This window comes from Streptomyces sp. NPDC054765, assembly GCF_053612065.1.
Genome location: NZ_JBSHBP010000035.1, coordinates 50,436 through 77,077, shown reverse-complemented (window position 1 = coordinate 77,077; position 26,642 = coordinate 50,436). Strand labels below are relative to the sequence as shown.

The window sequence follows — 26,642 nt, the reverse complement described above, 5'->3', positions numbered from 1 at the left end:
CGGGTGAGGCCCGGACGGGCCGACCCGGGGGCATCCCGGAGGGCACTGCGGAGACGCCCCGGGGGCATCCCGAGGGCATTCCGGGTGCATCCCGGGGGTTGCTCAGCTGCGGCGGGTGCCGCCCTCGGCGAGGTACCGCTCCACGGTCTCCACCTTCGAGGTCAGTCCGTCCGTGACGCCGGGCCGGATGTCGGCCTTCAGCACCAGGGAGACCCGCGCGGAGCGCGCCTCGACGGCCGCGACCGCGCGCTTGACGACGTCCATGACCTCGTCCCATTCGCCCTCGATGGAGGTGAACATCGCGTCCGTGCGGTGCGGCAGCCCCGACTCGCGGACGACCCGGACCGCGTCGGCGACGTACTCGCCGACGTCCTCACCGACGCCCAGGGGGCTCACGGAGAAGGCGACGATCATGTGTTCAGGATTCCTTCCTTGCGGGCGCGGGCCGCGATCACGCCGGCCTCCTCCTCGCGCTTGAGGACCTTGTCCCCGTAGAGGCCGCCGAACGGCAGGATCGCCAGCACGAAGAAGAAGGCGACGCGCTTGGCGGGCCACTTCGTGCGGTTCCACACGTCCAGCAGCAGGACCACGTAGGTGATGAAGAGCAGGCCGTGGATCATGCCGAGCGGCATCACCAGGGAGTCGTAGTCGAAGGCCAGACGGAAACCGGTGCCGAAGATCAGCAGCGCCGGGAAGGACAGCGCCTCCGGGATGGATGCCAGGCGCAGTCGGTGCAGGGCGGCGGCGGTCTTGATGTCCACGGGAACCTCGTTCGGATGGCGGGCGAGGAGCACGGTTGTGCAAGAGTTCACAAGCTCCGCCCCATTGTTACAGCCGCCTTGGCGATCACCGCGCCGGGGGGAGGTGTGAGGCCACCCCGGGCAGGCACCCGGGCAGACACCCCGGCAGTCACCCGGGAGAGATCAGGGCGATATCAGGGCCAAAGGGCCTGCCCTGCGCGGCCGCGGCCGACTACCGTCTGACCCGTGGCTCAGTTTCGGCTCCAGGGGAGCAAGGTGCTCGCCGTCGACATGACCGGCGACGCCGTCAAGGCGAAAAACGGTGCGATGGTCGCGTACGACGGCCAGATGGCGTTCAAGAAGATGACCGGCGGCGGCGACGGCCTGCGCGGCATGGTCACCCGGCGGCTCACGGGTGAGCAGATGGCCGTGATGGAGGTGAAGGGCCACGGCACCTGCTACTTCGCCGACCGCGCGAGCGAGATCAACCTCGTCCAATTGCAGGGCGAGAAGCTGTACGTGGAGGCCGGCAACCTGCTGTGCACGGACGCCGCACTCCGGACGGGCACGACCTTCACCGGCCTGCGCGGCGCCTCCCAGGGCAACGGCCTGTTCACCACCACCGTCGAGGGCAGCGGCCAGGCGGCGATCACCTCCGACGGGCCCGCGGTGGTGCTGCGGGTCACCAAGCAGTACCCCCTCCAGGTCGACCCCGGCGCGTATGTCGCCCACACCGGCGACCTGAAGCAGCACCTCCAGTCCGGGGTGAATTTCCGCACCTTCATCGGGGAGGGTTCCGGCGAGGCCTTCCAGATCCGCTTCGAGGGCGAGGGCCTGGTCTACGTCCAGCCCAGCGAGCGCACCACCGTGGGAGGTGAGATCTGATGCCGTTCACGGTGCTCAACTCCCGCATGGTGGAGGCCAGGATCGGGCCGGGCCAGCGGCTGTTCAGCCAGCGCGGCGCGATGCTCGCCTACCGCGGCGAGGTCACCTTCACCCCGAACATCCAGGGCGGCCAGGGCGGCGTCGGCTCGATGATCGGCCGCCGGATCGCCGGCGAGGCCACCCCCCTGATGACCGTCGAGGTCCCCCAAGGCCTTGCGGGCCGGGGAGGTTCCCCCATGGCCACGGTCATGTTCGGCCACGGCGGGCATCACGTCCATGTCGTCGACCTGACGGGCGAGACGCTGTACGTCGAGGCCGACCGGCTGCTGGCCTTCGACGGCTCGCTGCAGCAGGGCACGATGTTCATGGGATCGCAGGGCGGGGTGATGGGCATGGTGCGCGGCCAGGTCACCGGCCAGGGCCTGTTCACCACGACCCTCAAGGGCGTCGGCTCGGCCGCGGTGATGGCGCACGGCGGCGTCATCGAGTTGCCGATCACGCCCCAGCGCCCGGTCCATGTCGACCCGCAGGCCTATGTCGCCCACCGCGGCGACGTCCGCAACAAACTGTCCACCGCGCTCGGCTGGCGCGACATGGTCGGCCGCGGCTCGGGCGAGGCCTTCCAGCTGGAGCTGTCGGGCCAGGGCACCGTCTACGTACAGGCGTCGGAGGAAAAGCTGTGACCGGTCCCGTCGTCCACGACGTCTCCTCGCTCCCCGCCGACGACAACGTCAACGCATACGCCTTCAGCGTCGAACTGAACGGCCAGTGGTTCCTGCAGAAGGGGAAGATGATCGCCTACTACGGGCAGATCGACTTCCACGGCATCGGGCACGGCCGCCTGGACCGCCTGGTCGCCGGGAGTTTCCATTCGCCATTGCACGCCGCGGACTGGGTCGTTGCCGAGGGCCGGGGAAAGATGCTGCTCGCGGACCGTGCCTTCGATGTGAACTCCTTCGATCTGGACGACGGCAATCTGACGATTCGCTCGGGCAACTTGCTCGCGTTTCAGCCATCTCTCGCGCTGAAACAGTCGATCATCCCGGGCTTTCTCACCCTCATCGGGACGGGCAAGTTCGTGGCCGCGTCCAACGGCCCGGTGGTCTTCATGGAGCCGCCGATCCGGGTGGACCCGCAGGCACTCGTCGGCTGGGCCGACTGCCCCTCCCCCTGCCATCACTACGACCATCAGTACCTGCGGGGATTCCTGGGCGGACTGCGGGCGCACACCGGAATCGGCGGCGCGTCCGGAGAGGAGCACCAATTCGAGTTCGTCGGCGCCGGCACCGTCCTGCTGCAGTCCACGGAGCAGCTGATGCCGGAGCTGGAGACCGGCGCGGTACCGACGGAGGCGGGCGTTCCGGGCGGGGGCGGACACGTCACACAAAGTGGCTCACAACTGCCCCAGCTACCCGGCAACCTCGGAAGCCTCCAGCGCCGCTTCGGGCTGTGAGCGGTAGTCTGCGGACGGTGACCTCGAACGTCTGACCAACGTCCGGCCACGGCCGATGACGTCGCCACCCCCAGGGCAATTAATTCACTATTCAACTTTTACGGGTAGAATCATTCCATGACGACCGACAGCGACACCCCCTGGCTGACCGACCAGGAGCAGTGTGCCTGGCGCACCCACCTGGACGTCAGCAGGCTGCTGATGCACCAACTCGAGCGCGATCTGCAGCCGTTCGGCCTGACGAACAACGACTACGAGATCCTGGTCAACCTCTCCGAGGCCGAGGACCGACGGCTGAGGATGAGCGACCTGGCAGCCGGCACCCTGCAGTCCAAGAGCCGTCTCTCCCACCAGATCACCCGCATGGAAAACGCCGGTCTGGTGCGCCGCGAGAGCTGCGAGTCGGACCGCCGCGGTCTCTACGCGGTGCTCACCGACGAAGGCTGGGACACCATGCGCCGGGTCGCCCCGCACCATGTCGCCTCGGTCCGTAAGCACTTCATCGACCTGTTCACCACCGACGACCTCCAGGCGCTGCGCACCTCGCTCGCCCCCGTCGCCGAACACCTCCGCAAGGAGCGCGGCGGCCTCTGACCGCGCGGCCCTCGGCCCCGGTCCGGGCCGAGGCCGGGCGGCCCGGACCGGGCGGCTCAGCCGGCCACCGGCAGCCGCAGCTCGAACACCGACCCCGTACGCACGGCCAGTGAGCCGCCGTGCCGGAGGGCGACGTCCCGCGCAATGGCCAGGCCCAGCCCGGCCCCGCCGTCGTCCCGGGCCCGCGCGTCATCGAGCCGTACGAACCGCTCGAAGATCCGCTCCCGCTCACCCTTTGGCACCCCGGGCCCGTCGTCCTCGACCCGCAGCACCGCCCACTCCCCCTCGCGCACCACGGCCACCCGCACGAACGAGACGGCATGCCGCTGCGCATTGTCGAGCAGATTCCCCAGCACTCTCCCCAACTGGCCGCGGGAGCCGCCCACTTCCCCGCCCGCCAGCTCCCCGATCCGCAGCGGAACCCGGTCCGCGACCCGCTGCGAACTCTCCTCGCGCACCAGCGCCGCCAGATCGACCCGGGCGTCCGCCGGCCGCTCCCCCGCATCCAGCCGGGCCAGCAACAGCAGATCCGCCGCCAGCCGCTGCAGCCGCACGATGTCCGCCACCGCACCCGGCACATCCAGCAACTCCGGGTGCGCCAGCCCCACTTCCAGCTGGGTCCGCAGGCTCGCGACCGGGCTGCGCAGCTCGTGCGAGGCGTCCGCGACGAACCGCCGCTGCCGGTCCACGGACGACTCCAGCGCCGCCAGCGTCTCGTTGGTCGTCCGCGCCAGCCGGCCGACCTCGTCCTGCGACGACGGCACCGGCACCCGCCGGCTCAGATCCGTACTCGCCGTGATCGCGGCCATCTCCCCCCGGATCCCCTCCACCGGCCGCAGCGCCCGCCGGGTCACCAGCCAGGTCACCCCCGCCACCACCACGAGCAGCAGCGGCAGCCCGATCAGCATGGCCGTACGCACCGACCCCACGGCTTCCTGCTCCGGCGTCAGCGCCGAGCCGGCCCGCACCGTCGCCTTTCCGCCGCGGGTGTCCTTGGCCTCGACCACCGCGAACCGGTAGTCGGCCACCTTCCCGTCGACATCCGCGGTCCCGTCCCGGTGGCCGGCATCGTCATCGACCTCACCGGGCTGGAGCCGCATCCGGTCGTCATCGCCGTCTCCGCCGTCATCCGACCGGCCCGGCGCGGCGCTCCCCGCCCCCCGCACCGCACCGCCGACCGGCTTCCCGTCGACGGCCCGCACCTCGTCGCCGACGGCCAGCACCCGCCCGTCGGCATCGAAGACCACCACCGGATGGTCCTCACCGTCCGGCAGATCCAGCTTGTCGTACGCCCTGCCCGTCGCGATCTGCGCGGCCACCTCCCGCGCCGCGACCTCGGCCTGCAGCCCGGCCTGGTCCTGCAGATTGCCGCGCAGCACCAGCAGCACCGCCGTCCCCGCCGCGATCAGCGCCAGGGCCACCACCAGGGTCGCCCCGGCCGCCGCCCTGGCCCGTACGGAGCCCAGCACCCTACTCACCGGCCACCAGCCGGTAGCCCGCGCCGCGCACCGTCACGATGTGCCCGGCGCCGAGTTTGCGCCGCAGTGCGCTCACATAGACCTCGATGATGTTGACATCACCCTCGTAGGCGAAGTCCCAGACGTGCTCCAGGATCTCCGCCTTCGAGACCACCTCCCCCGCCCGCAGCGCCAGCTGCTCCAGCACGGCGAACTCCTTCGCCGTCAGCGCCACTTCGGCGCCGTCCCGCTCGACCCGCTGCGCACCTTGGTCGATGACCAGCGCCCCCACCCGCAGCACCGGCAGCGCACTGCGGCCGTGCCGCCGCAGCAGCGCCTTCACCCGCGCCACCAGCACCACGTACGAGAACGGCTTGGTCAGATAGTCGTCGGCACCGGTGTCCAGCCCCTCGGCCTCGTCGTACTCGCCGTCCTTGGCGGTCAGCATCAGCACCGGCACCTCATGGCCGGCGGCCCGCAGCGCCCCGCACACGCGGTAGCCGTTCATCCCCGGCAGCATGATGTCGAGCACGATCAGGTCATAGCCGTCCGCGCTCGCCCGTTGCAGCCCCTCCAGCCCGTCGTGCACCACGTCGACCGCATAGCCCTCGGCCGTCAGGCCCTTGGCCAGCGACAGCGCCAGCCGCTTCTCGTCCTCCACGATCAGAAGACGGAAGGGCCGGCGCGCGGCGCCGCCGGGTGGCCGGTGGTGGGTGACGGGCGGGTGCATGCGCTCACCATGCCATCCCGTTCCTGAAGGGCCCTTCAGGCGCCTTCAGCTTCCCTTCAGCTTCGCCCGGCCACTGTGGGGGCACAGCCGATCGCAAGGGAGAACCATGAAGCGCCCTCTCATCATCGCCACCGCCGCGGCGGCCGCCCTCGTCGCGGGCGGCACGGTCACCGCCGTGGCGGTCAGCAGCACCTCCGGCCCCGGCAACGCCGCCGCCGGACAGCTCCAGGCGCAGCCGGCCGCGGGTTCGCAGGGGCCGCCCGCGGCCCACGGACAGGACGGCCGCGCCGGCATCCGTATGGAGGAACACGACGCGAACGGTCCCGAGGACCTCCGCGAGGCCGACGCCGCGAAGGTGACCGCGCCGGACGCCGCGGCCGCCGCCCTCAAGGCCGTCCCCGGCACCGTGACCGGTCTCGACCTGGACGTGGACCGCCCCGGACCGGTCTGGGACGCGGAGGTACGGGGCAAGGACGGCAGGTGGCACGAGATCACCCTCGACGCCGGCAACGCGCGGGTGCTGAACCGGCACCTCGACGACGGTGACGACGACCACGCCCAAGAGCGCGCCGCCCTCAAGAACGCCAGGACCGACGCCGCCGCCGCGGCCCGTACCGCCGCGGCCTCGCACGGCACGGTGACCTCCGTCGAACTGGACGACGACCACCGGGCGAAGGCCGTCTGGGAGGTCGAAACGGTCACGAAGGACGGCAAGGAGCACACGCTCCTGGTCGACCCGCAGTCCGGCAAGCTGAGCGCCGCCACGGCGCAGCCTGCCGGAGACGACGACAACGACAACGACGGCGCGGACGACTGAGCCCCGCCGCCACCTTGGCCGGCCCCCGCCCACGCCGCTGGACGCTGTTGGTCACTTCGCGTCACGCTGCTGCGGCGGGGGCCGCCGGCGTTGCCACTGCCGCCGGCCGGGCCGGGGCGCGGCTCGCCGGGGTCGTTGGGGGCGTCGGGGTTGCCGTTGGGGTTGCCACTGCGTTGACGTGGCCGGTGGGTGGTCGCTTCGCGCCCGGGTGGTGCGCCTCGGGTGTGGCCGGGGCCGGTGCGGGATCGCTTCGCAAGCACCGCACCGCCGCCCCAAGGCCCCGCCCGGTCTCAGTCCCCGTTCGTCAGCCCGTCGACCAGTTCGTCGGCCGCGCGGTACGGATCCGTCTCGCCGGAGACGATGCGCTCGGCCAGCGCGTCCAGGCGACGGTCGCCCCGGAGGTCGCCGATCCGTTCACGCAGCGCCGTGACGGCGATCGTCTCGACCTCGTGGGCCGCGCGGGAGTGGCGCCGCTCGGTGAGGACGCCGCGCTCCTCCATCCAGGCCCGGTGCTTCTCCAGCGCCTCGACGACCTCGTCGATGCCCTCGCCACGTGCGGCGACCGTCTTGACGATCGGCGGCCGCCAGTCACCGGCCGCACGGGATTCCCCCAGCCCCAGCATGTGGTTGAGCTCGCGGGCGGTGGCGTCTGCGCCGTCCCGGTCCGCCTTGTTGACGACGTAGACGTCGCCGATCTCCAGGATTCCGGCCTTGGCCGCCTGGATGCCGTCGCCCATGCCGGGTGCGAGCAGCACCACGCTCGTATCGGCCTGTGCGGCGATCTCCACCTCGGACTGGCCGACGCCGACCGTCTCGACCAGGACCACGTCGCAGCCCGCCGCGTCCAGGACCCGGATCGCCTGGGGCGCGGCCCAGGCCAGTCCGCCCAGATGGCCGCGGGTGGCCATCGAGCGGATGTAGACCCCGGGGTCCGAGGCGTGCTCGCTCATCCGTACGCGGTCGCCGAGGAGCGCGCCCCCGGAGAACGGCGAGGACGGGTCGACGGCGAGCACGCCGACCCGTTTGCCCGCCTTGCGGTACGCCGTCACCAGCGCGGAGGTGGTGGTGGACTTCCCGACGCCGGGCGAGCCGGTGAGCCCGACCACATAGGCGTTGCCGGTGAGCGGCGCCAGGGCCGCCATCACCTCGCGCAGCTCCGGCGCGGCTCCCTCCACGAGGGAGATCAGCCGGGCCACGGCCCTCGGCCGGCCCTGCCGTGCCTGTTCCACCAGCTGGGGGACGTCCACCATCGCCGCTCGGCTCCTTCGGCTCGCTCGTACGCGAATCGGCCCGACCCGTACGCGTCCGCGTACGAGTTCCCGCTTACTTACCCGGTACGCGAATGATCAGCGCGTCGCCCTGACCGCCGCCACCACAGAGCGCGGCGGCACCCACGCCACCGCCCCGCCGGCGCAGCTCCAGCGCGAGATGCAGCACGATGCGGGCGCCGGACATGCCGATCGGGTGACCCAGGGCAATGGCGCCGCCGTTGACATTCACCTTTTCCGGGGACACCCCGAGATCCTTCATTGACTGCACCGCGACGGCCGCAAACGCCTCGTTGATCTCGATCAGGTCAAGATCGTCGACAGTGAGGCCGTCCTTGCCCAGCGCGTGGTTGATGGCGTGGGAGGGCTGGGACTGGAGGGAGTTGTCGGGGCCGGCGACATTGCCGTGGGCGCCGATCTCCGCGATCCATTCCAGTCCGAGTTCCTCGGCCTTGGCCTTGCTCATGACGACGACCGCCGCGGCGCCGTCGGAGATCTGCGAGGAGGTGCCGGCGGTGATCGTGCCGTCCTTGGCGAAGGCCGGACGCAGCTTGCCCAGCGACTCCGCCGTGGTCTCGCCGCGGATGCCCTCGTCCTTGCTGAAGACGACCGGCTCGCCCTTGCGCTGCGGGATCTCCACGGGGGTGATCTCGGCCTCGAAGAGCCCGTTCTTCTGGGCGGCGGCGGCCCGCTGGTGGGAGCGCGCGGCGATCTCGTCCTGCTCCGGCCGGGCGATGCCCAGCCGGGTGTTGTGCTTCTCGGTCGACTCGCCCATCGCGATGCCTTCGTAGGCGTCCGTGAGGCCGTCGTGGGCCATCGCGTCGAGCATCTCGACGGCGCCGTACTTGAAGCCCTCACGGGACTTCGGGAGCAGGTGCGGGGCGTTGGTCATGGACTCCTGGCCACCGGCGACGACGACGTCGAACTCACCCGCGCGGATGAGCTGGTCGGCCAGCGCGATGGCGTCGAGACCGGAGAGACAGACCTTGTTGACGGTCAGTGCGGGCACGTTCATCGGGATACCGGCCTTGACCGCGGCCTGGCGTGCCGGGATCTGCCCTGCCCCGGCCTGGAGCACCTGGCCCATGATCACGTACTGCACCTGGTCGCCGCCGATGCCCGCCCGGTCCAGTGCCGCCTTGATGGCGACGGCGCCCAGGTCGGCGCCGGAGAAGGTCCGCAGGGATCCCAGGAGCCGCCCCATGGGGGTGCGCGCTCCCGCCACGATCACTGAGGTGCTGCCGTTCGTGCCGTTCGTTGCAGACATGCGGTGCGGCCTTCCTTTGCAGGGAAGTTAACGAGGGTTCCCGTCAATGTACTGAGCGGTACGCGCCGGGTCACCGGCAAGCGGGTGTGATCGCGCGCACGTTGCGTAACCGGTCGTGCGAGGGGTGCACTGGAGCCATGCTGACGCGCATCGACCACATCGGGATCGCCTGTTTCGACCTCGACAAGACTGTCGAGTTCTACCGTGCCACGTACGGCTTCGAGGTGTTCCACTCCGAGGTCAACGAGGAGCAGGGAGTCCGGGAAGCCATGCTCAAGATCAATGAGACGTCGGACGGCGGAGCCTCGTATCTGCAGCTCCTGGAGCCCACCCGCGAGGACTCCGCGGTGGGCAAGTGGCTTGCCAAGAACGGGGAGGGCGTCCACCACATCGCCTTCGGCACGGCGGACGTGGACGGCGACTCCGAGGCCATCCGCGGCAAGGGCGTCCGGGTCCTCTACGACGAGCCCAGGACGGGTTCGATGGGATCGCGGATCACCTTCCTGCACCCCAAGGATTGTCATGGAGTGCTCACCGAACTCGTCACCGCGGCGCCCGCCGGCTCCGAAGACCACTGACCTATGCCTTCCCCGGCCGGTAGAGTGCAGCTTCGGCCGGGGTACGGGAGTGGGGCTCGGTCCATACCCTGCCGATGATCTGACACCATTTCTTCGGAAGGGTCAGCTCCGATGGGCGAGTCCGGTACGACGTGACGTGTACGGGACGAGCACCGCAGGACCGGAGACGGCCGCCACCATGACCAGGGGACGGATGGGACCGCGCAGTGCGGGGCAACGACCGCTACGAGGCTGACGACCACCTCTCGCAGTTCGAGGCCGAGATGGAGCGGCTGAAGAGCGAGCGGGACAAGGCCGTCCAGCACGCCGACGACCTCGGCTATCAGGTCGAGGTGCTGCGCGCCAAGCTCCATGAGGCGCGCCGCAACCTCGCGACCCGTCCTGCCTACGACAACGTCAGTCATCAGGCCGAACAGCTGCTGCGCAATGCGCAGATCCAGGCGGACCAACTGCGTACGGACGCCGAGCGCGAGCTGCGCGAGGCACGGGCGCAGACCCAGCGGCTGCTGCAGGAGCAGGCCGAGCGGCAGTCCCGGCTGGAGGCCGAGCTGCACTCCGAGGCGGTCACCCGGCGCCAGCGGCTCGACGAGGAGCTGAACGAGCGCCGGCAGACCGTCGAATCGCATGTCAACGAGAACGTCGCCTGGGCCGAACAGCTGCGTGCCCGCACCGAGTCGCAGGCCCGCCGGCTGATGGAGGAGTCCCGCAGGGAGGCCGATCAGGCGCTGGCCGCCGCGCGGGCCGAGGCGCAGCGGCTGGCCGAGCGTGCCCGTGAGCGGCTCGGCACCGAGGCCGAGGAGGCCCGCGCCGAAGCGGAAAGCATCCTGCGCCGTGCGCGGACCGACGCCGAGCGGCTGCTGAACGCCGCCTCCAACCAGGCCCAGGAGGCCACCGATCAGGCCGAACAGCTGCGTACCAGCGTCGGCACCGAGTCGGAGGAGGCGCGCCGGCAGGCCGCTGAGCTGACCCGCACCGCCGAGGCCCGCGTGCAGGAGGCGGACAAGGCGCTGCGCGAGGCGCGCGCCGCGGCGGAGAAGCTGGTCGAGGAGGCGCAGCAGAACGCCACCAAGCGGCTGACCGCCGCCGAGTCGGACAACGAGCAGCGCACCCGTACCGCCAAGGCGGAGATCGCGCGGCTGGTCGGCGAGGCCACCAAGGACGCCGAGGCGCTCAAGGCGGAGGCCGAGCAACTGCGCCAGGACGCCCGCACGGAGGCCGACCGGCTGGTCGCCGAGGCACAGGAGGCCGCCCGGTCCCAGGCGTCGGAGGACGCCGCGGCGCAGCTCGCGAAGGCCGCGCGCACCGCCGAGGAGGTGCTGACCAAGGCGTCGGAGGACGCCAAGGCCACCACCAAGGCCGCCGCCGAGGAGGCCGAACGGCTGCGCACGGAGGCCGAGTCCGAGGCGGACCGGCTGCGCGAGGAGGCCCATGACACCGCGGCCCAGCTCAAGGGCGCGGCGAAGGACGACACCAAGGAGTACCGCGCCAAGACCGCCGAACTCCAGGAGGAGGCGCGGCGGCTGCGCGGTGAGGCGGAGCAGCTGCGCGCGGACGCGGTCGCCGAGGGCGAGCGGATCCGCAGCGAGGCCCGCCGGGAGGCGGTCCAGCAGATCGAGGAGGCGGCCGGGTCCGCCGAGGAGCTGCTGGGCAAGGCCAAGGCCGATGCCGAGGAGACCCGTTCGGGTGCCGTCGCGGAGAGCGAGCGGGTGCGGACGGAGGCCATCGAGCGGGCCACGGCGCTGCGCCGGCAGGCCGAGGAGGCGCTGGAGCGGTCCCGTTCGGAGGCCGAGGAGCTGCTGACCGAGGGCGCCCAGGCCGCGGAGATGGTGGCCACCGAGGCCGAGGAGTCCGCCGCGCGGCTGCGCGCGGAGGCCGAGCAGGCCGCGGAGGAGCTGCGGACCGGCGCACAGGCCGAGCTGGACCGGCTGCACAGCGAGGCGGAGGACAAGGTCACCGCCGCCGAGGAGTCGCTGCGCGGCGCCCGCGCGGAGGCGGAGCGGCTGCGCCGGGAGACGCAGGAGGAGGCGGCCCGCCTCAAGGCGGAGTCGGCCGAGCGGCGCCGGATGCTGACGCAGCAGGCCGAGGAAGAGGCCGAACGGCTGCGCACGGAGGCCGCCTCGGACGCCTCGGCGGCACGTTCCGAGGCCGAGTCGGTGGCGGTACGGCTGCGCACCGAGGCGTCGGCCGAGGCGGAGCGGCTGAAGGCGGAGGCGCAGGAGACCGCGGACCGGGTGCGGGCCGAGGCGGCCACCGCCGCCGAGCGCACGGGTACGGAGGCGGCGCAGGCACTGGCCGCGGCCCAGGAGGAGGCCGCGCGGCGGCGCCGGGAGGCCGAACAGCTGCTGGGCGAGGCCCGCGAGGAGGCCCACCAGGAGCGCACCGCCGCGCACGAGCAGAGCGACGAGCTGCTGGCGTCGGCCCGTACGCGGGTGGGCGAGGCGCAGGAGGAGGCCGAGCGGCTGGTCGAGGAGGCGGACCGGCGTGCGGGCGAGCTGGTGGCGGCGGCCGAGACGACCGCGCAGCAGGTGCGGGACGCCGTCGCGGGGCTGCACGAGCAGGCCGGTGAAGAGATCGCCGGACTGCGTTCGGCGGCCGAGCACGCCGCGGAGCGCACCAAGGCCGAGGCGCAGGACGAGGCGGACCGGGTCCGCATGGACGCCTACGAGGAGCGGGAGCGCGCCTCGCAGGACACGGCGCGGGCGCGGCAGGAGGCCCAGGAGGCGACGGAGGCCGCGAAGTCCCTGGCGGAGCGCGCGGTGTCCGAGGCCATCGAGGAGGCCGAGGCGCTGCGCACCGAAGCGGCCGGTGTGCTGGACGAGGCGCGCCGGGATGCCGGCACGGCGCGGTCGGAGGCCGCCGAACAGGCCGACCGGCTGGTGTCGGAGGCGACCGCGCAGGCCGAGAAGCTGGTCGCGGACGCCACGGCCAAGGCGCAGCAGCTGCGTACGGACGCCTCGGATGCGCTGGCGGCGGGCGAGCAGGACGCGGCGCGGGCCCGTGCCGAGGCGCGCAACGACGCGAACCGGATGCGCACCGACGCCGCCGGGCAGGCCGACCGGCTGATCACCGAGGCGCGCGCGGAGGCCGAACGCATCGTCACCGAGGCGACCGAGCTGACGTCTTCGGCGCAGGACGACGCGGACCGTACGGTCCAGGAGGCCCAGCAGACCGCCGAGCGGCTGCGGGCCGAGGGCGAGCAGCAGGCGCAGTCCCTGGTGGCGGAGGCCACCGAGGCGGCGGAGCGGCTGCGGGCCGAGGCGGCCGAGGCGCTGGAGCAGGCCCGGCTGGACGCGGAGCGGACCGGCGACCAGGCGCGCGAGGCGGCCAACAAGACGCGTTCGGACGCCGCCGAGCAGGCCGACCAGCTGATGTCGGAGGCCGCGACCGAGGCAGAGCGGCTGCGCGCGGAGGCGGCGGAGACGACCGCGGACGCCGAGCGGGACGCGGACCGTACCCGGGCCGACGCCCGGGAGCAGGCGGACCGGATGATGGCCACGGCCACCGCGGAGGCGGACCGGCTGCGGGCGGATGCGGCCGAGACGGTCACCGCCGCGCAGGAGCACGCCAACCACACCCGTAACGAGTCCGCGAAGGTCAAGGAGGACGCCGAGGCGGCGGCCGAGCGGACCCGGACGGAGGCTCAGCAGGAGGCGGACCGGCTGCTCGACGAGGCACGGAAGGACGCCGCCAAGCGCCGTGGGGACGCGGCCGAGCAGGCGGACCAGCTCGTCGCCAGGGCCCAGGAGGAGGCGCTCAAGGCCGCCACCGCCGCCGAGGAGCAGGCCGACACGATGGTCGGGGCGGCCCGCAAGGAGGCCGACCGGCTCATCGTGGAGGCGACGTCGGACGGCAATGCCCAGGTGGAGAAGGCCCGTACGGACGCGAACACGCTGCTGGAGGAGGCCCGCCGGGACGCCACCGGCATCCGGGAGCGCGCCGAGGAGCTGCGGCAGCGGATCGAGTCCGAGGTCGAGGAGCTGCACGAGCGCGCCCGCCGGGAGTCCGCGGAGACGATGAAGAACGCCGGCGAGCGGGTCGACAAGCTCATTGCGCAGGCCACGGCCCAGCAGGTGGAGGCCGAGGAGAAGGCCGACCGGATGGTCTCGGACGCGAACAGCGAGGCGAGCAAGGTCCGGATCTCGGCGGTGAAGAAGGCCGAGGGTCTGATCAAGGAGGCCGAGAACAAGAAGGCCGAGGCGGTGCGCAACGCGGAGCGGATGCGCAGCGAGGCCGAGACGGAGGCCGCCCGGATCGTGGACGAGGGCAAGCGGGAGCTGGAGGTCCTGGTGCGCCGGCGCGAGGACATCAACGCCGAAATCAGCCGCGTCCAGGACGTTCTGGAAGCCTTGGAATCGTTCGAGGCACCCGGCGGAAACGGGGAGGGCAAGGGCGGCGGGGTGAAGGCGGCCGCGGGCGCGGGGGCAACTCGTTCGAGTGGCAAGCAGTCTGAGGGGTAGCCACTCAAATGAGGGGTCATTCTCCAGATCAAACGGGCAAGGACTCGATGACACGCCGTTGTGACCCCTAGGATTCTCCTTATCACCTCACCGGTCTCTTCGACAGGAACCACATGAGCGACACTTCCTCCCCCTTCGGCTTCGAGCTCGTGCGGCGTGGGTACGACCGCGGTCAGGTGGATGACCGCATTACGAAGCTCGTCGCCGATCGCGACAGCGCGCTGGCCCGCATCACGTCGCTGGAAAAGCGGATCGAGGAGCTGCACCTCGAAACGCAGAACGCCCAGGCGCAGGTCAATGACGCCGAACCGTCCTACGCGGGCCTCGGCGCCCGCGTGGAGAAGATTCTCCGCCTCGCCGAAGAGGAAGCGAAGGATCTGCGCGAAGAGGCCCGCCGGGCCGCCGAGCAGCACCGTGAGCTGGCCGAGTCGGCCGCCCAGCAGGTCCGTAACGACGCCGAGCAGTTCGCCACCGACCGGAAGGCGAAGGCGGAGGACGAGGGCGCCCGGATCGTCGAGAAGGCCAAGGGCGAGGCGGCCACACTGCGTTCCGAGGCGCAGAAGGACGCGCAGTCCAAGCGCGAGGAGGCGGACTCCCTCTTCGAGGAGACCCGTGCCAAGGCGGCCCAGGCCGCCGCGGACTTCGAGACCAATCTCGCCAAGCGCCGTGAGCAGTCCGAGCGCGACCTGGCCTCGCGTCAGGCCAAGGCCGAGAAGCGTCTCGCGGAGATCGAGCACCGCGCCGAGCAGCTCCGCCTGGAGGCCGAGAAGCTGCGTACGGACGCGGAGCGCCGGGCCCGCCAGACGGTGGAGACCGCGCAGCGTCAGGCCGAGGACATCGTGGCGGACGCCAACGCCAAGGCGGATCGTATCCGCAGCGAATCCGAGCGCGAGCTGGCGGCGCTGACCAACCGCCGCGACTCGATCAACGCCCAGCTGACCAATGTCCGCGAGATGCTGGCGACCCTGACCGGTGCGGCAGTGGCCGCGGCCGGCGCCCCCGGTGAGGACGAGACCACCTCCCGCGGCGTCCCCGCGCAGCAGACCCGCTGACCCTCCCCCCAGCTCACGCTGGGTGGTGCCGGCAGGTTTCGGACCGACCGGACCGCGCGCCCCCGTACCGCCGTGTGTGGCGGCGCGGGGGCGCGGTGCGTACGGGGGGTCAGCCGGGCGGCCCCGCCCCGGTGGCAGGGGCCGCGGGGCGCGCCTAGCGTGCTGTACATGATCGAGCTCGACGGGCTGACCAAGCATTACGGCGACAAGGTCGCCGTGGACCACCTCACGTTCACCGTGCGGCCCGGCATCGTCACCGGCTTCCTCGGGCCCAACGGCGCGGGCAAGTCGACGACCATGCGGATGATGCTCGACCTGGACAACCCGACGTCGGGAACGGTCCGGATCGACGGCAGGCACTACCGGCAGCTGCGGGATCCGCTGACGTACATCGGTGCGCTGCTGGAGGCGAAGTCGGTGCACGGCGGCCGGAGCGCCGCCAACCATCTGCTGTGTCTGGCGCAGAGCAACGGGATCCCCCGCAGCCGGGTCGGCGAGGTGCTGGACACCGTGGGCCTGAGCGCGGTCGCCAAGAAGCGCGCGAAGGGCTTCTCGCTCGGTATGAGCCAGCGGCTCGGGATTGCCGCGGCGCTGCTCGGCGATCCGCAGGTGCTGCTCTTCGACGAGCCGGTCAACGGCCTCGACCCCGAAGGCATCCACTGGATCCGCAACCTGATGAAGAACCTCGCGGGCCAGGGCCGTACCGTCTTCGTCTCCTCACATCTCATGAGCGAGATGGCGCTGACCGCCGAGCACTTGATCGTGATCGGGCAGGGCCGGCTGATGGCGGACACCTCGATGAAGGACTTCATCCGCCAGAACTCGCGGTCGTATGTCCGGATGCGGTCGCCGGAGCAGGAAAAGCTGCTGGATCTGCTGCACGCCGAGGGCATCCAGGCGGTGGCGGTCGGCAACGGCTCGCTGGAGGTCGACGGGGTGCCCGCCGACCGGCTGGGCGAACTGGCCGCCCGGCATCAGCTGGTGCTGCACGAGCTGAGCCCCCAGCAGGCCTCCCTGGAGGAGGCGTTCATGCAGCTGACCGCCGATTCGGTGGAGTATCACGCGCACGACGGCGAACCGGTGCCGGCGCAGGCCGGCGGGTCGCCGGCCGTGCGGCCCCCGGGAGACCCGCAGCCGGCCGGGGCGCGGCCGGGCGAACCGCAGCCGACCGGCTGGGGTGCCGACTGGCAGAAGAAGAGGAGCTGACGGATGGCGGCGGTCGGGCAGGTCATTCGATCCGAGTGGACCAAGATCAGGTCGGTGCGGTCCACGGTGTGGACGCTGGGCATCGCGGTCGTGGTCACGGTGGGGCTGGGCATGCTGATCTGCACCCTGGCCGGCAACGACTTCCAGTCGATGCCGGCCAGGGACCGGCTGGCGTTCGACGCCACCAACATCAGCTTCGCCGGGATGGGGCTGGGTCAGCTCGCGATGATCGTCTTCGGGGTGCTGGTGGTCTCGAACGAGTACAGCACCGGCATGATCCGCGCCTCGCTGGCGGCCGTACCGCAGCGCGGCACCTTTCTGTTCAGCAAGCTGCTCGTGGCCACCGCGCTGGTCTTCGTCGTCGGCCTGGCGACCAGCTTTGTGACGTTCTTCGCCGGACAGTCGGTACTGGGCGATCTCCGGGCGCACATCGGTGATCCGGGCGTGCTGCGCGCGGTGATCGGCGGCGGGCTCTATATGACGCTGATCGCGCTGTTCTCGATGGCGGTGGCCACGATGCTGCGCAGCCCGATGCTCTCGCTGGGCATTCTGATGCCGTTCTTCTTTCTGATCTCCAACATTCTCGGGAATGTCTCGGCGACCCGGAAGATCGGCCGCTATCTGCCGGACCAGGCGGGCTCGAAGATCATGCAAGTGGTGACGCCCGCCAACAATGATGTGCCGTACGGACCGTGGGGCGGGCTGGCCATCATGATCGCCTGGACGGCCGCGGCACTCGTCGGCGGATACGTACTCCTCAAAAAACGCGATGCCTGACGCGTAGGGGAACGCGGCGGCAGGAAGCGTGGAACGGCGCGGAACCCGGGGAATTGACGGGAACCGTCAACGGCCGGATAGCCTCCTAACCCTCACGGGGGCACGAGGGCGCCTCTGCCCCGACCATCTCGCGAGGGGCGGAGAATGATCGAGGCAGTCGGCCTGACGAAGCGCTATGGCGCCAAGACGGCCGTGCACAACCTGTCGTTCCAGGTACGGCCGGGCATGGTGACCGGCTTCCTGGGGCCCAACGGCTCCGGTAAGTCGACCACGATGCGCATGATTCTGGGCCTGGACGCACCGACCTCGGGGCGGGCCACCATCGCCGGCCGGCCCTTCCGCAGCCTCCCCAACGCCCCGCGCCAGGTGGGCGCACTGCTCGACGCCAAGGCCGTGCACGGCGGGCGCAGTGCGCGACAGCATCTGCTCTCGCTCGCCCAGCTGTCCGGCATCCCGGCCCGCCGGGTCGACGAGGTGCTCGGGGTGGTCGGCCTGCAGGACGTCGCCGGGCGGCGTTCCAAGGGCTTCTCGCTCGGGATGGGCCAGCGGCTGGGCATCGCCGCGGCGCTGCTCGGCGACCCGCAGGTGCTGCTCTTCGACGAGCCGGTCAACGGCCTCGACCCCGAAGGCATCCTGTGGGTGCGCAATCTGATGAAGCAGCTGGCGGCCGAGGGCCGTACGGTCTTCGTCTCCTCGCATCTGATGAGTGAAATGGCGCTGACCGCCGAGCACTTGATCGTGATCGGCCGCGGCCAACTGCTGGCGGACATGCCGGTCAAGGCCTTCATCTCGGCCAACTCGGCCGATTTCGCCCGGGTGCGTACACCCGACACCGAGCCGGAGCAGCGCGAGAAGCTGACCACCGCGATCGGTGAGGCGGGCGGGCAGACCGCGCCCGAGCCGGACGGTGCGCTGCGGGTGACCGGGCTGCCGCTCCCCCGCATCAGCGATCTCGCGCATCAGGCCGGTGTCCGGCTGTGGGAGCTGTCGCCGCACCAGGCATCGCTGGAAGAGGCGTATATGCGGATGACGCAGGGCGCCGTGGACTACCGCTCGACGGCCGACCCCCGTGCCGGTCTGCAGAGCGCCCCGGCCGGGTACGCCCCGCAGGGTGCCCCGCAGGGGTTTGCCGGCGGGCCGGGCTACCCGGCCGGCCCGGTCGGTGTGCCCGGTGTGCCCGGTGTGCCCGGCCAGGTTCCGGCCGGTGTCCCGGGCCCGCACCCCCATCCGTACGCCCAGCAGGATCCGTACGCCCAGCAGGCGCCCGGGGCCGCTCCGGGGCCGGGCTATCCGCCGCCCGCACAGGCTCAAGGTCACCCGTACGGGTCACCCGAGTCCTACGGCGGATCCCACCCGTACGGGCAGCAGCCCGCCGCGCCGATGCCGCCCATGGCCCCGGTCGCACCGCCCGCCGCCCCCGCCGACCAGCCCACGCCGCACCACGAGGACGCCCGATGACCAGCCCTCAGCAGCCGCAGCCGCAGCCTGAGCGCGGACCCCACGACACCGGCGCGCAGGAGCAGCCGGTGCCGGCCGCGCCGCCGATGCCGCCCACCGCACCGCAGGCCGCACCGCCCCAGCAGCAGGGCCTGCCGCCCCGGACGCCGCCCGCCGGGCCGGAGCAGCCCGGTCAGCAGCCGGCACCGCAGCAGCCCGCGCCCGCCAGGGAGCCCGGCACGATGATGCTGCAGGCCCAGCAGGCCCCCGGACAGCCCGCGCCCGCCCGGGAAGCGGGCACGATGATGCTCCAGGCCCAGCAGGCCGCCGCCCCCACGCCGCTCGCGGCGCACGGACCGGGCAGGGACGCGGGCACGATGATGCTCCAGGCCCAGGCACCTGCCCAGGGCCAGGGCCAGGCACCCCGGCCTCCCGCCCAGCCCCACTACCAGCAGCCCCACCCCCAGCAGGCCTATCCCGGCGGCGCGGGCGGCTATGTCTCGCCCATCCCGGTGCGCTCCACCCACCTCGGCCATGCGCTGGCCTCCGAGTGGACGAAGATCCGCTCGGTGCGCTCGACGCTCTGGACGCTGGGCGTGATGGTCCTCCTGACCGTCGGCATCGGTCTGCTGACGGGCTCGGTCATCGCCGCACACAGCGACTCGCTCGGCCCCGACTCACTCCTGAGCTACGGCACCTTCGGGATGATGATGGGCCTGATCCCCCTGATCACGCTGGGCGTGCTGGTGATCTCGTCCGAGTACAGCACCGGAATGGTCCGCACCACCCTCACGGCGTGCCCGTCCCGCGTCCGGATCCTGACCGCCAAGGCGATCGTCTTCTTCGCCCTGAGCTTCGTCGTCGCCCTGGTGACCACGACCGTGGTGGCCCTCGCGCAGTACGCCATGCTCAGCGACCTGGCGAAGAGCGCACCGACCGGCGCGGAATGGTTCAAGGCCACGGTGGGGGTGAGCCTCTTCGTCGCCATGATCGGGCTGCTCTCGCTGGCCGTCGGCGCCCTGCTGCGCCACTCCGCGGGCGCGATCACCCTCGTGATCGGCGTCTATCTGCTGCCGCTGGTGCTGGCGATCTTCATGCGGGGGGACAGCCTGCAGGACATCCAGACCTGGCTGCTGGAGTACGCGCTCCCCAGCCAGCTCAACGTGATGTACAGCAGCACCCTCACCAGCTCCGGCCCGTCCGGCTGGGACCCCCTGTGGATCGTCACGGGCCTGACGGCCGTCACCCTCGGATCCGCTTACGCCGTCCTCAACAAGCGCGACGTCTGAGACGGCCCGGCCGCACCGGCGTCCTCGGGCGCCGCGGACCGGGCAGGACGCCGGCCCCGCCCTTCGGGCGAACGACGGGACGGCACGACGGAACGATGAAGACGGACCCTAATACCGGGGCGCATTCCGGGACCGCTGCAGCCGCGCGCTGCGGCGGTCCCGTGCGTTCCAGCACGCCTTGTGCCAGTGCCTGCGGTCGTCGACGTCGCCGTGCTGCGGCCAGGCGACGACATGCGGCACCCCGGGCGGGATCTCCTGGTCACAGCCGGGGCAGCGGTAGTGCTTGGCCGCGCCGCCGCCGCCGACGTACCGGACGACCCAGTCCTCGCCGCGCCACTCCTCGGTGGTCTCCCAGCCGCCACTGGGAGGCGCCCCCATCCGGCCGTAGCGGTCACCACCCGGGCGGTCGATGGGCTGCGTACCGCCGTGCTGGCGGTTTCGGCGCGGGGACACAGAACACCTCGGATAGGTACGGAGTCACGGGCTGTCACCAGCGTACGCGGCGCGGTCAGGGGCGGACTCCGCTCGTCAGGATTCTGCGATCATCGGGAAATTTCCCGTCAGGCCGTGCCCTTGGCACGTGTCACACGTTGTTGCCTGTAAGGGGGGAGTCGCGTCGGCTGCGAGGAGGCAGAGAGCGATGCGCGTTGGGGCTTTCATCCTGGCCGCTCAATTCCCCGGTCAGGGACAGGGGGAAGCACTGCACCGCGCGGTGCGCTCCGCGGAGGTCGCGGAGGAGGCCGGACTCGACGATGTCTGGCTGGCGGAACACCACTTCGTACCCTACGGCGTCTGCCCGAATGCGGTGACGCTGGCCGGGCTGCTGCTCGGACGGACCCGTCGGATCGGCGTGGGTACGGCGGTGAGTGTGCTGCCGACGCAGCATCCGGTTGCCCTCGGTGAGCAGGCGGCGCTGCTGCATCTCACCTCCGACGGGCGGTTCACGCTCGGCGTCGGCCGGGGCGGCCCCTGGGTCGATCTGGAGGTGTTCGGTTCCGGGCTCGAAGCGTACGACCACGGCTTCCCGGAATCGCTCGATCTGCTGATGCGCTGGCTGCGGGAGCCGCGGGTCGGCGCCCGGGGCGAGCGCTATACGTTCCGCGAAGTAGCGGTCGTACCACGACCGTCCGAGGCGCTGACCGACCCGGACGACCTGGGAGCCGGTCCCCCGGGCCCGCCGGTGGTGGTGGCCTGCACCTCCCCGTCGTCGGTGCGGACGGCCGCCGAGCGCGGGCTGCCGATGCTGCTGGGCATGCACTGCGGCGACGAGGAGAAAGCGGAGATGGTCGCGCTGTGGCGGGCGGCCGCCCGGGAGGCGGGCCGGGACGGCGACGAAGTGGCCGCGGCCGGGCATGTGTCGGCCGGTGTGGTGCAGATCGCCGACGCCCGCGAGGCCGCTGCGGAGACCCTGACGAAGGCGATGCCCGGCTGGCTGCGGCAGGGCCTGGGCGCACATGTGACGGTCGACGGCCGCTATCGCGCGATGCGGGATCCGCTGGCCTATACGGAGCTGCTGTGCGGGCTGCATCCGGTCGGCCCGCCGCAGCTGTGCGCGGACCGCCTGGCGGCGACCTCGGAGCGTACGGGCATCACACGGTTCGCGCTGCTCGTCGAAGGCTCCGGCGATCTCGCGGCGACGGAGGAGAACGTCCGCCGGCTGGGCACGGAAGTCCTGCCGCAGCTGGAGTGACCGGGCCCGGTACGGCGGACGGTGGGCGGGTGCCGCGTGCGGGTGCCGGTGCCTGCGGTGCGGTGGTGCCAGGGCGCTGTACCGGAGACGGCTTCCGGTGAGTGGTGCTGCCGCTGGCGCACCGGCGCGGTGTGTGTGATCACCGTGTGCGCAGCGGCAGCAACTTCGTTCAGCAGTCGCGGAGTTCGGGCGACTGGTTCAGCAGCTGACCCCGGATGGAGGTGAAGCGGGCCAGTCGGTCGTCCACCACCGGGTCGAGCGGGAAAACCGCGACGCGGTGGCAGTTCTGAAAGGCGAGCCGCACACCGAAGTGCCGCTCCAGCGAACCACGGATGGCGTCACTCGCCAGCGCGCGCAGCAGCTGGCCACGCGCCTGCTCGTCCGGCGGCGGCGTCTGGTTGTCGGCGAACTCTCCGCCGTCCACCTTCAGCTGGGCCACCAGAGAGCTGATCATCCCCCATGCGTAAGGCAGGGAGGTCCGGACGCAGTCGACAAATGCGGCTTCGTCGACCTCGCCTCGCTCGGCCTGTTCGAGGAGGGCCGGTGAGACGTCGAGCGACATGAGGATCTCCTCTCGCGGCCCCGCCGGGACGGATGGGGCCTAGGGACGGGACTGGGGGCTTTGCGACGGAGCGTATTCGCCTCACAACCCCCCGCTGCAACGGTATGCCGCACAAGAGGCCCGCACCAGGAGATTGCACATACAACCGGCCATTGGCGAACGCCGGGGGTGCGGGGATTTCCCCCGTAAAGGCCCAGCGATCCGGGGCGAATCGCGCGCCGGGCCTCCGGTCGAGTAGCGTTTCGCCCCATGCGTCTCGTCATCGCCCGCTGCTCCGTGGACTACGCGGGCCGGCTCACCGCCCATCTCCCCTCGGCCCCTCGCCTCATCCTGGTGAAGGCGGACGGCTCCGTCTCCATTCACGCGGACGACCGGGCCTACAAACCCCTCAACTGGATGTCGCCGCCCTGCACCCTCAAGGAGGGCGACGGGGACGTGTGGACGGTGGAGAACAAGGGGGGCGAGAAGCTCATCATCACCCTCGAGGAGGTCATGCACGACTCCTCGCACGAGCTGGGCGTCGACCCGGGGCTCATCAAGGACGGCGTGGAGGCGCACCTCCAGGAGCTGCTCGCGGACCGGATCGAAACCTTGGGCGAGGGATACTCCCTGATTCGGCGTGAATACCCCACTGCCATCGGCCCGGTGGATATCTTGTGCCGGGACGCCGACAACCAGACGGTCGCCGTCGAGATCAAGCGGCGCGGCGAGATCGACGGTGTCGAGCAGCTCACCCGCTATCTCGAACTCCTCAACCGTGACCCGCACTTGGCGCCGGTCAAGGGGATCTTCGCGGCTCAGGAGATCAAGCCGCAGGCACGGGTACTGGCCACCGACCGCGGTATCGGCTGCGTCGTCCTGGACTACAACGCACTGCGCGGCATCGAGGACGACAAACTCCGCCTGTTCTGACCCCGTGCGGCCCCCTGGGGGCTGCCCAGCGCGACGGCCCCGGTACGGGTACCGGGGCCGTCGCGCTGCTCTCTGCGGGGCCGTCAGCCGGCCGGGGCGCTCTGCGTACCGGAGGACGAGGCAGCCGGACCGTCCGACGAGGTGCCGCCGGTGGCCGCTGATCCGCCGGACGGGGTGGTGCCGGAGCCGCCGGAGGAGCCTCCGGAGGGGTTGGCGGCCGACTGCGACGGGCTCTGTGTCGACGGCTTGCCCGTGCCGGGGGTCGTGCTGGGCGTCGGGGTGCCGGGGTGTGTCGACGGGGAACCCGTGGACGGCTCTCCGGACGGCGGACGCGTCGGGGTCGGCCGGCCGGTGGGCGTGGTGGGCCGCCCGGTCGGCCCGGTCGGCCCGGTGGTCGGGTCCGTGGAGCCGGTGCTGGGATCGGTGGGCGAGCCGCTGGTGGCGGGGGCGCTGGCCGACGGGGTCGGGCGCTGCGTGTGGCCGGGGGTGGCGGGCCGGGTGGTACCGGGGCCGGCCGGCGGCAGGCTGGAGCCCGTGGCGGGCTGTTCGGCCGGCAGGTCGGTGCTGTCGCCGCCTTCGGTGGTCTGTTCCGTGCTGACCTTGTCGTCATGGGGCTGCTCGCCACCCGTCGCCCCGAGGGTGACGACGGTGCCGAGGACGGCCGCCAGCAGCGCGCCGGCACCCGCGGCCACGACATTGCGGCGTGCCCCGCCGAACACCCGCAGCGCGCCCTTGCCGGTCTTGGTGCCGCTGCCGGCCGCCGCCGGGACGACCGTGGTGTCGGCGGTCGCCGAGGCGCCCCGGGCGACGATCGTCGCCGCGGTCTCCTCGGCGCGCGCCGCCCGCAGCTTGGCGGTCGAGACGCCCTCGCGGAGGGTGCCCGCCGCTCCCTTCGGCGCGTCCGGCTTCGGCACCGGGGCCGCGGCGGCCGCCTGCGGGAGGGCGGTGGTGGGCGCCGCGGCCGCGTCGGCCCGTGAACGGTCGGTGACCAGTGTCAGGGCACGCCGTCCGGCCACCGCGCCGTTGCGGTCGGAGAGCACGCCGCGCAGCCCGATGGATGCCTCCAGCTCGGCGCGGGCCCGGTCGAGGCTGCCGGTGCACAGCGCCAGCACGCCCAGTTCGTGGTGGAAGTAGGCCTCTTCGGCGACCTCGCCGGACAGCCGCGCGGCCTCCTGGCCGTGCCGCAGGCTGCGCTCCCAGGCGCTCCACTGCAGCGCGGCGGCGAATGCCGGGGCGGCCGTACGGGCGAGCAGCACGGCCGCACTGGCGTGCCCGCTCTCCCGGCTGCCGGTCAGCACGCCCATGGCGGCCAGCGCCACATCGGACTCGGTGGCGACCCGCTCGGGGGTGACCGAGGGGTGACCGGCCCACCAGGCGTAGTGCTGGGCGGCGGTGTGCGCCCGTGCGGCGGCGCCCTCCGTGTAGCCGGCCGCCTCCAGCTGGTCCTGGACGGTGGCGGCGAGCCGGTAATGGCCGGCGACCGGGGTGATCAGGCCGCAGGCCAGCAGCTCGCCGAGGGCGGCGTCGGCGTGGGTGTCCTGGGTGAGGGCCGGCAGATGTGCCTGGTGCGGCAGCTCGCCGCCGAGCGCGACGGCGAAGCGCAGCGTCTCCTGGGCGGCCGCGCCCAGCCGGGCCGCGAGCAGCGGGGCGGGGGCCGCGGCCTCCCCGAGGGACGGCAGCGGCACCTCAAGGTGCTCACCGGGCTCGGCAGCGGTGCCGGCGGCCCCGGCTGCGTCGGCCCCGGCGGCGTCGGCCCCGGCGGCGTCGGCCCCGGCGGCGTCGGCTCCCTCCTCGGGGAAGAGCCCGTAGCCGTCGTCGAGGGCGCCCGGCTCGACCCGCATCCGGTCGCGCTGCCGCAGCAGGGCGGCGGCCTGGACGAACCGCAGCGGCAGCCCCTCGGACTCGAACCAGAGGTCGGCGGCCCAGGCCTCTTCGTCGTCGGTGAGCGGCCGGTCCACGGCGCGCTGCAGCAGCCGGACGCAGGCATCACGGCCGAGGCCGCCGAGGAAGACCTCTTCGAGGTGGGAGCCGGCGCTGGGGGCCGCGACGTCGGGGGTGGCGGCGATCAGGAAGGCGCATTCGGGGGTGGCGTCGAGCAGCTCGTCGAGCGCGGCGCCGCCGAACTCCAGGTCGTCCAGGACGACGATGCCGCCGATCTCGGCGACCCTGCGCAGCAGTTCGGGCCGGTCGGGGCGGTGCTGCGGGGCCCGGTAGACGGCGGCGAACAGCGCGTACAGCAGGTCGGTGGCGGTGCGGTGGTAGCCGGAGAGCCGGATGACGCCGTCGGGGGCGAGGTCGGCGCAGGCGGTGGCGACGGCGTCCAGCAGCCGGGTGCGGCCGGAGCCGGAGGGGCCGGTGACGCGTACGGAGCGGCCGCGGGAGAGCAGCCGGACCAGGCGTTCGGTGTCCTCGGTGCGCTCTTCGAGCGCAGCCTGGTGTCCGGCGAATCCGGAGGGGCCCGGGGGCAGCGGGGGCGCGGCGGCACGCGCGGCCGCGGCACGTTCCTGCGGGTCGAGCCGGCCGGGGGCCTCGGGGCGTTCTCCGGGCGGGCAGGGTTCTATTTCGCTGCCGTCGACGGGGTTGACGGTGACGAGGTAAGGGCCCGAGACGAGCCGGACGACGCGAGCGAGCCCGCCGGAGCCGCCCCGCGCGCCGCCGAACGCGGGGGCCGGCTGCTCGGCAGGGCCGCTCTGCTCGCCGTACTCCTCGGGTCCCCCGTGGGTAATCGGGTCCATGCTGCAAGCTCCCAGATCTGGCGTGCCGACTGCGCTTCCGGCCGTCCGCACTCCCCCGGCTCCGGCAGGTCGTCCTCAGCCGTCGCGTCTGGTCCGGTGCCCGCTGCGGTTGATGACATACGGGCGGGATCCGAACCTTAGACCTGGCGAGCGGCCGGTGCACCGCCGGGGGCCGGTCCTGACCGGAACTTCCCGGATTGGTCGGTATCGCGTGGTTTACGACATTTCTTCCGCTTGGTTCTTCAACTTTCGGCGCGCTTTGCGGTGCAGTAGTGACCGCCCTGGGGACACTCCGGCCCCGTGTGCGGGACCTCGGGCGGCTCACCACGGCTGCCTCACACCCGGGGAAGCGTTTCCGCTTCGATGCCGCCCTCGATGGCGAGGATGCGGTGCAGGCGGGTGGCGACCAGCAGGCGCTGCATCTGGGGCGGCACGCCGCGCAGCACCAGCCTGCGGTTGACGCGGCCGGCGCGGCGGTGCGCGCCCATGATCACGCCGAGGCCGGTGGCGTCCCAGGAATCCAACTCGCTCAGGTCCAGCACGAGATCGCCCCGACCGGAGTCGACGGCGGCGTGCAGGGCCGTACGGGCGTCCGCCGCGCTGCGGACGTCGAGGCGGCCCCCGACAACCAGCTCGGCGTGGTCGCCCCTGATGTGCATATGCGCTCCCCGATGTCATGGGTGGTGACGCCTGGACGTCTACAGATCTGACTGCCTCTCATGCGGCGAAGTTGCCG

At 72.2% G+C, this 26,642-nt stretch carries 24 protein-coding genes; 14 read left to right on the top strand and 10 right to left on the bottom strand.

Features of this window, described 5'->3' with window-relative positions; all coding sequences use genetic code 11:
* Positions 1–102 precede the first annotated feature (102 nt).
* Complete coding sequence (locus tag ACWGJY_RS22175; RefSeq protein ID WP_453262545.1) at positions 103–414, bottom strand: MTH1187 family thiamine-binding protein; 312 nt, start codon at positions 412–414, stop codon at positions 103–105.
* On the bottom strand, positions 411–761 hold the full coding sequence (locus ACWGJY_RS22170) for a DUF3817 domain-containing protein (protein WP_159470045.1): 351 nt from the start codon (positions 759–761) through the stop codon (positions 411–413). The genes ACWGJY_RS22175 and ACWGJY_RS22170 overlap by 4 nt, the downstream gene beginning before the upstream one ends.
* A 225-nt stretch (positions 762–986) precedes the next feature.
* On the opposite strand from ACWGJY_RS22170, the gene ACWGJY_RS22165 reads away from it, so the two are divergent.
* The 4 genes from ACWGJY_RS22165 (at position 987) to ACWGJY_RS22150 (ending at position 3,672) form a co-directional block, all read left to right on the top strand.
* Complete coding sequence (locus tag ACWGJY_RS22165; protein ID WP_453262544.1) at positions 987–1,625, top strand: AIM24 family protein; 639 nt, start codon at positions 987–989, stop codon at positions 1,623–1,625.
* Positions 1,625–2,308, top strand: coding sequence for an AIM24 family protein (locus tag ACWGJY_RS22160; RefSeq protein ID WP_453262543.1), 684 nt, complete (start codon positions 1,625–1,627; stop codon positions 2,306–2,308). Before ACWGJY_RS22165 ends, ACWGJY_RS22160 begins: the two co-directional genes overlap by 1 nt.
* A complete protein-coding gene (locus tag ACWGJY_RS22155) occupies positions 2,305–3,078 on the top strand; it encodes an AIM24 family protein (protein WP_453262542.1) in 774 nt (257 codons plus the stop codon). The genes ACWGJY_RS22160 and ACWGJY_RS22155 overlap by 4 nt, the downstream gene beginning before the upstream one ends.
* Before the next feature lie 117 nt (positions 3,079–3,195).
* Positions 3,196–3,672, top strand: coding sequence for a MarR family winged helix-turn-helix transcriptional regulator (locus ACWGJY_RS22150; RefSeq protein WP_453262541.1), 477 nt, complete (start codon positions 3,196–3,198; stop codon positions 3,670–3,672).
* Between the two features lie 56 nt (positions 3,673–3,728).
* On the opposite strand, the gene ACWGJY_RS22145 is transcribed toward ACWGJY_RS22150, so the two are convergent.
* On the bottom strand, positions 3,729–5,150 hold the full coding sequence (locus tag ACWGJY_RS22145; RefSeq protein WP_453262540.1) for an ATP-binding protein: 1,422 nt from the start codon (positions 5,148–5,150) through the stop codon (positions 3,729–3,731).
* Positions 5,143–5,859, bottom strand: a complete 717-nt coding sequence (locus ACWGJY_RS22140; protein ID WP_453262539.1) for a response regulator transcription factor — start codon at positions 5,857–5,859, stop codon at positions 5,143–5,145. The genes ACWGJY_RS22145 and ACWGJY_RS22140 overlap by 8 nt, the downstream gene beginning before the upstream one ends.
* A gap of 106 nt (positions 5,860–5,965) precedes the next feature.
* Here ACWGJY_RS22140 and ACWGJY_RS22135 point away from each other — a divergent pair, with 106 nt between their 5' ends.
* A complete protein-coding gene (locus ACWGJY_RS22135; protein WP_453262538.1) occupies positions 5,966–6,676 on the top strand; it encodes a PepSY domain-containing protein in 711 nt (236 codons plus the stop codon).
* 290 nt (positions 6,677–6,966) lie between these two features.
* On the opposite strand, the gene meaB is transcribed toward ACWGJY_RS22135, so the two are convergent.
* Both meaB and ACWGJY_RS22125 read right to left on the bottom strand, forming a co-directional pair.
* Positions 6,967–7,926 (bottom strand): methylmalonyl Co-A mutase-associated GTPase MeaB, encoded by a 960-nt coding sequence (meaB, locus tag ACWGJY_RS22130; RefSeq protein WP_453262537.1) that lies wholly within the window; start codon positions 7,924–7,926, stop codon positions 6,967–6,969.
* Between the two features lie 73 nt (positions 7,927–7,999).
* Positions 8,000–9,175, bottom strand: a complete 1,176-nt coding sequence (locus ACWGJY_RS22125) for an acetyl-CoA C-acetyltransferase (RefSeq protein WP_453262563.1) — start codon at positions 9,173–9,175, stop codon at positions 8,000–8,002.
* A 173-nt stretch (positions 9,176–9,348) separates the two neighbouring features.
* On the opposite strand from ACWGJY_RS22125, the gene mce reads away from it, so the two are divergent.
* The 7 genes from mce (at position 9,349) to ACWGJY_RS22090 (ending at position 20,007) form a co-directional block, all read left to right on the top strand.
* Positions 9,349–9,789 (top strand): methylmalonyl-CoA epimerase, encoded by a 441-nt coding sequence (mce, locus tag ACWGJY_RS22120; RefSeq protein ID WP_453262536.1) that lies wholly within the window; start codon positions 9,349–9,351, stop codon positions 9,787–9,789.
* A 206-nt stretch (positions 9,790–9,995) separates the two neighbouring features.
* A complete protein-coding gene (gene scy, locus ACWGJY_RS22115) occupies positions 9,996–14,246 on the top strand; it encodes a polarized growth protein Scy (protein WP_453262535.1) in 4,251 nt (1,416 codons plus the stop codon).
* Between the two features lie 113 nt (positions 14,247–14,359).
* Entirely contained in the window at positions 14,360–15,298 is a 939-nt protein-coding gene (locus tag ACWGJY_RS22110) for a cellulose-binding protein (protein ID WP_453262534.1), read from the top strand.
* Positions 15,299–15,466: 168 nt separating this feature from the next.
* Positions 15,467–16,504, top strand: a complete 1,038-nt coding sequence (locus tag ACWGJY_RS22105) for an ABC transporter ATP-binding protein (protein ID WP_453262533.1) — start codon at positions 15,467–15,469, stop codon at positions 16,502–16,504.
* 3 nt (positions 16,505–16,507) lie between these two features.
* Positions 16,508–17,281, top strand: a complete 774-nt coding sequence (locus tag ACWGJY_RS22100; RefSeq protein WP_453262532.1) for an ABC transporter permease — start codon at positions 16,508–16,510, stop codon at positions 17,279–17,281.
* A 144-nt stretch (positions 17,282–17,425) separates the two neighbouring features.
* A complete protein-coding gene (locus ACWGJY_RS22095) occupies positions 17,426–18,739 on the top strand; it encodes an ABC transporter ATP-binding protein (RefSeq protein ID WP_453262531.1) in 1,314 nt (437 codons plus the stop codon).
* Positions 18,736–20,007, top strand: coding sequence for an ABC transporter permease subunit (locus ACWGJY_RS22090; RefSeq protein WP_453262530.1), 1,272 nt, complete (start codon positions 18,736–18,738; stop codon positions 20,005–20,007). Before ACWGJY_RS22095 ends, ACWGJY_RS22090 begins: the two co-directional genes overlap by 4 nt.
* A 108-nt stretch (positions 20,008–20,115) precedes the next feature.
* Here ACWGJY_RS22090 and ACWGJY_RS22085 read toward each other — a convergent pair whose 3' ends face one another.
* Positions 20,116–20,460, bottom strand: coding sequence for an ATP/GTP-binding protein (locus tag ACWGJY_RS22085; protein ID WP_453262529.1), 345 nt, complete (start codon positions 20,458–20,460; stop codon positions 20,116–20,118).
* Between the two features lie 187 nt (positions 20,461–20,647).
* On the opposite strand from ACWGJY_RS22085, the gene ACWGJY_RS22080 reads away from it, so the two are divergent.
* Positions 20,648–21,697: an LLM class flavin-dependent oxidoreductase gene (locus ACWGJY_RS22080; RefSeq protein WP_453262528.1), complete on the top strand. Its 1,050-nt coding sequence runs from the start codon at positions 20,648–20,650 to the stop codon at positions 21,695–21,697.
* Between the two features lie 169 nt (positions 21,698–21,866).
* Here the strand turns inward: ACWGJY_RS22080 and ACWGJY_RS22075 are convergent, their stop codons facing one another.
* Positions 21,867–22,259, bottom strand: coding sequence for an SCO5389 family protein (locus ACWGJY_RS22075; protein WP_030080104.1), 393 nt, complete (start codon positions 22,257–22,259; stop codon positions 21,867–21,869).
* Positions 22,260–22,508: 249 nt separating this feature from the next.
* On the opposite strand from ACWGJY_RS22075, the gene nucS reads away from it, so the two are divergent.
* Positions 22,509–23,171: an endonuclease NucS gene (gene nucS, locus ACWGJY_RS22070; protein ID WP_453262527.1), complete on the top strand. Its 663-nt coding sequence runs from the start codon at positions 22,509–22,511 to the stop codon at positions 23,169–23,171.
* A gap of 83 nt (positions 23,172–23,254) precedes the next feature.
* Here the strand turns inward: nucS and ACWGJY_RS22065 are convergent, their stop codons facing one another.
* Positions 23,255–25,906 (bottom strand): ATP-binding protein, encoded by a 2,652-nt coding sequence (locus tag ACWGJY_RS22065; protein ID WP_453262526.1) that lies wholly within the window; start codon positions 25,904–25,906, stop codon positions 23,255–23,257.
* A 335-nt stretch (positions 25,907–26,241) separates the two neighbouring features.
* Positions 26,242–26,565, bottom strand: coding sequence for an STAS domain-containing protein (locus tag ACWGJY_RS22060; RefSeq protein WP_453262525.1), 324 nt, complete (start codon positions 26,563–26,565; stop codon positions 26,242–26,244).
* Positions 26,566–26,642 lie beyond the last annotated feature (77 nt).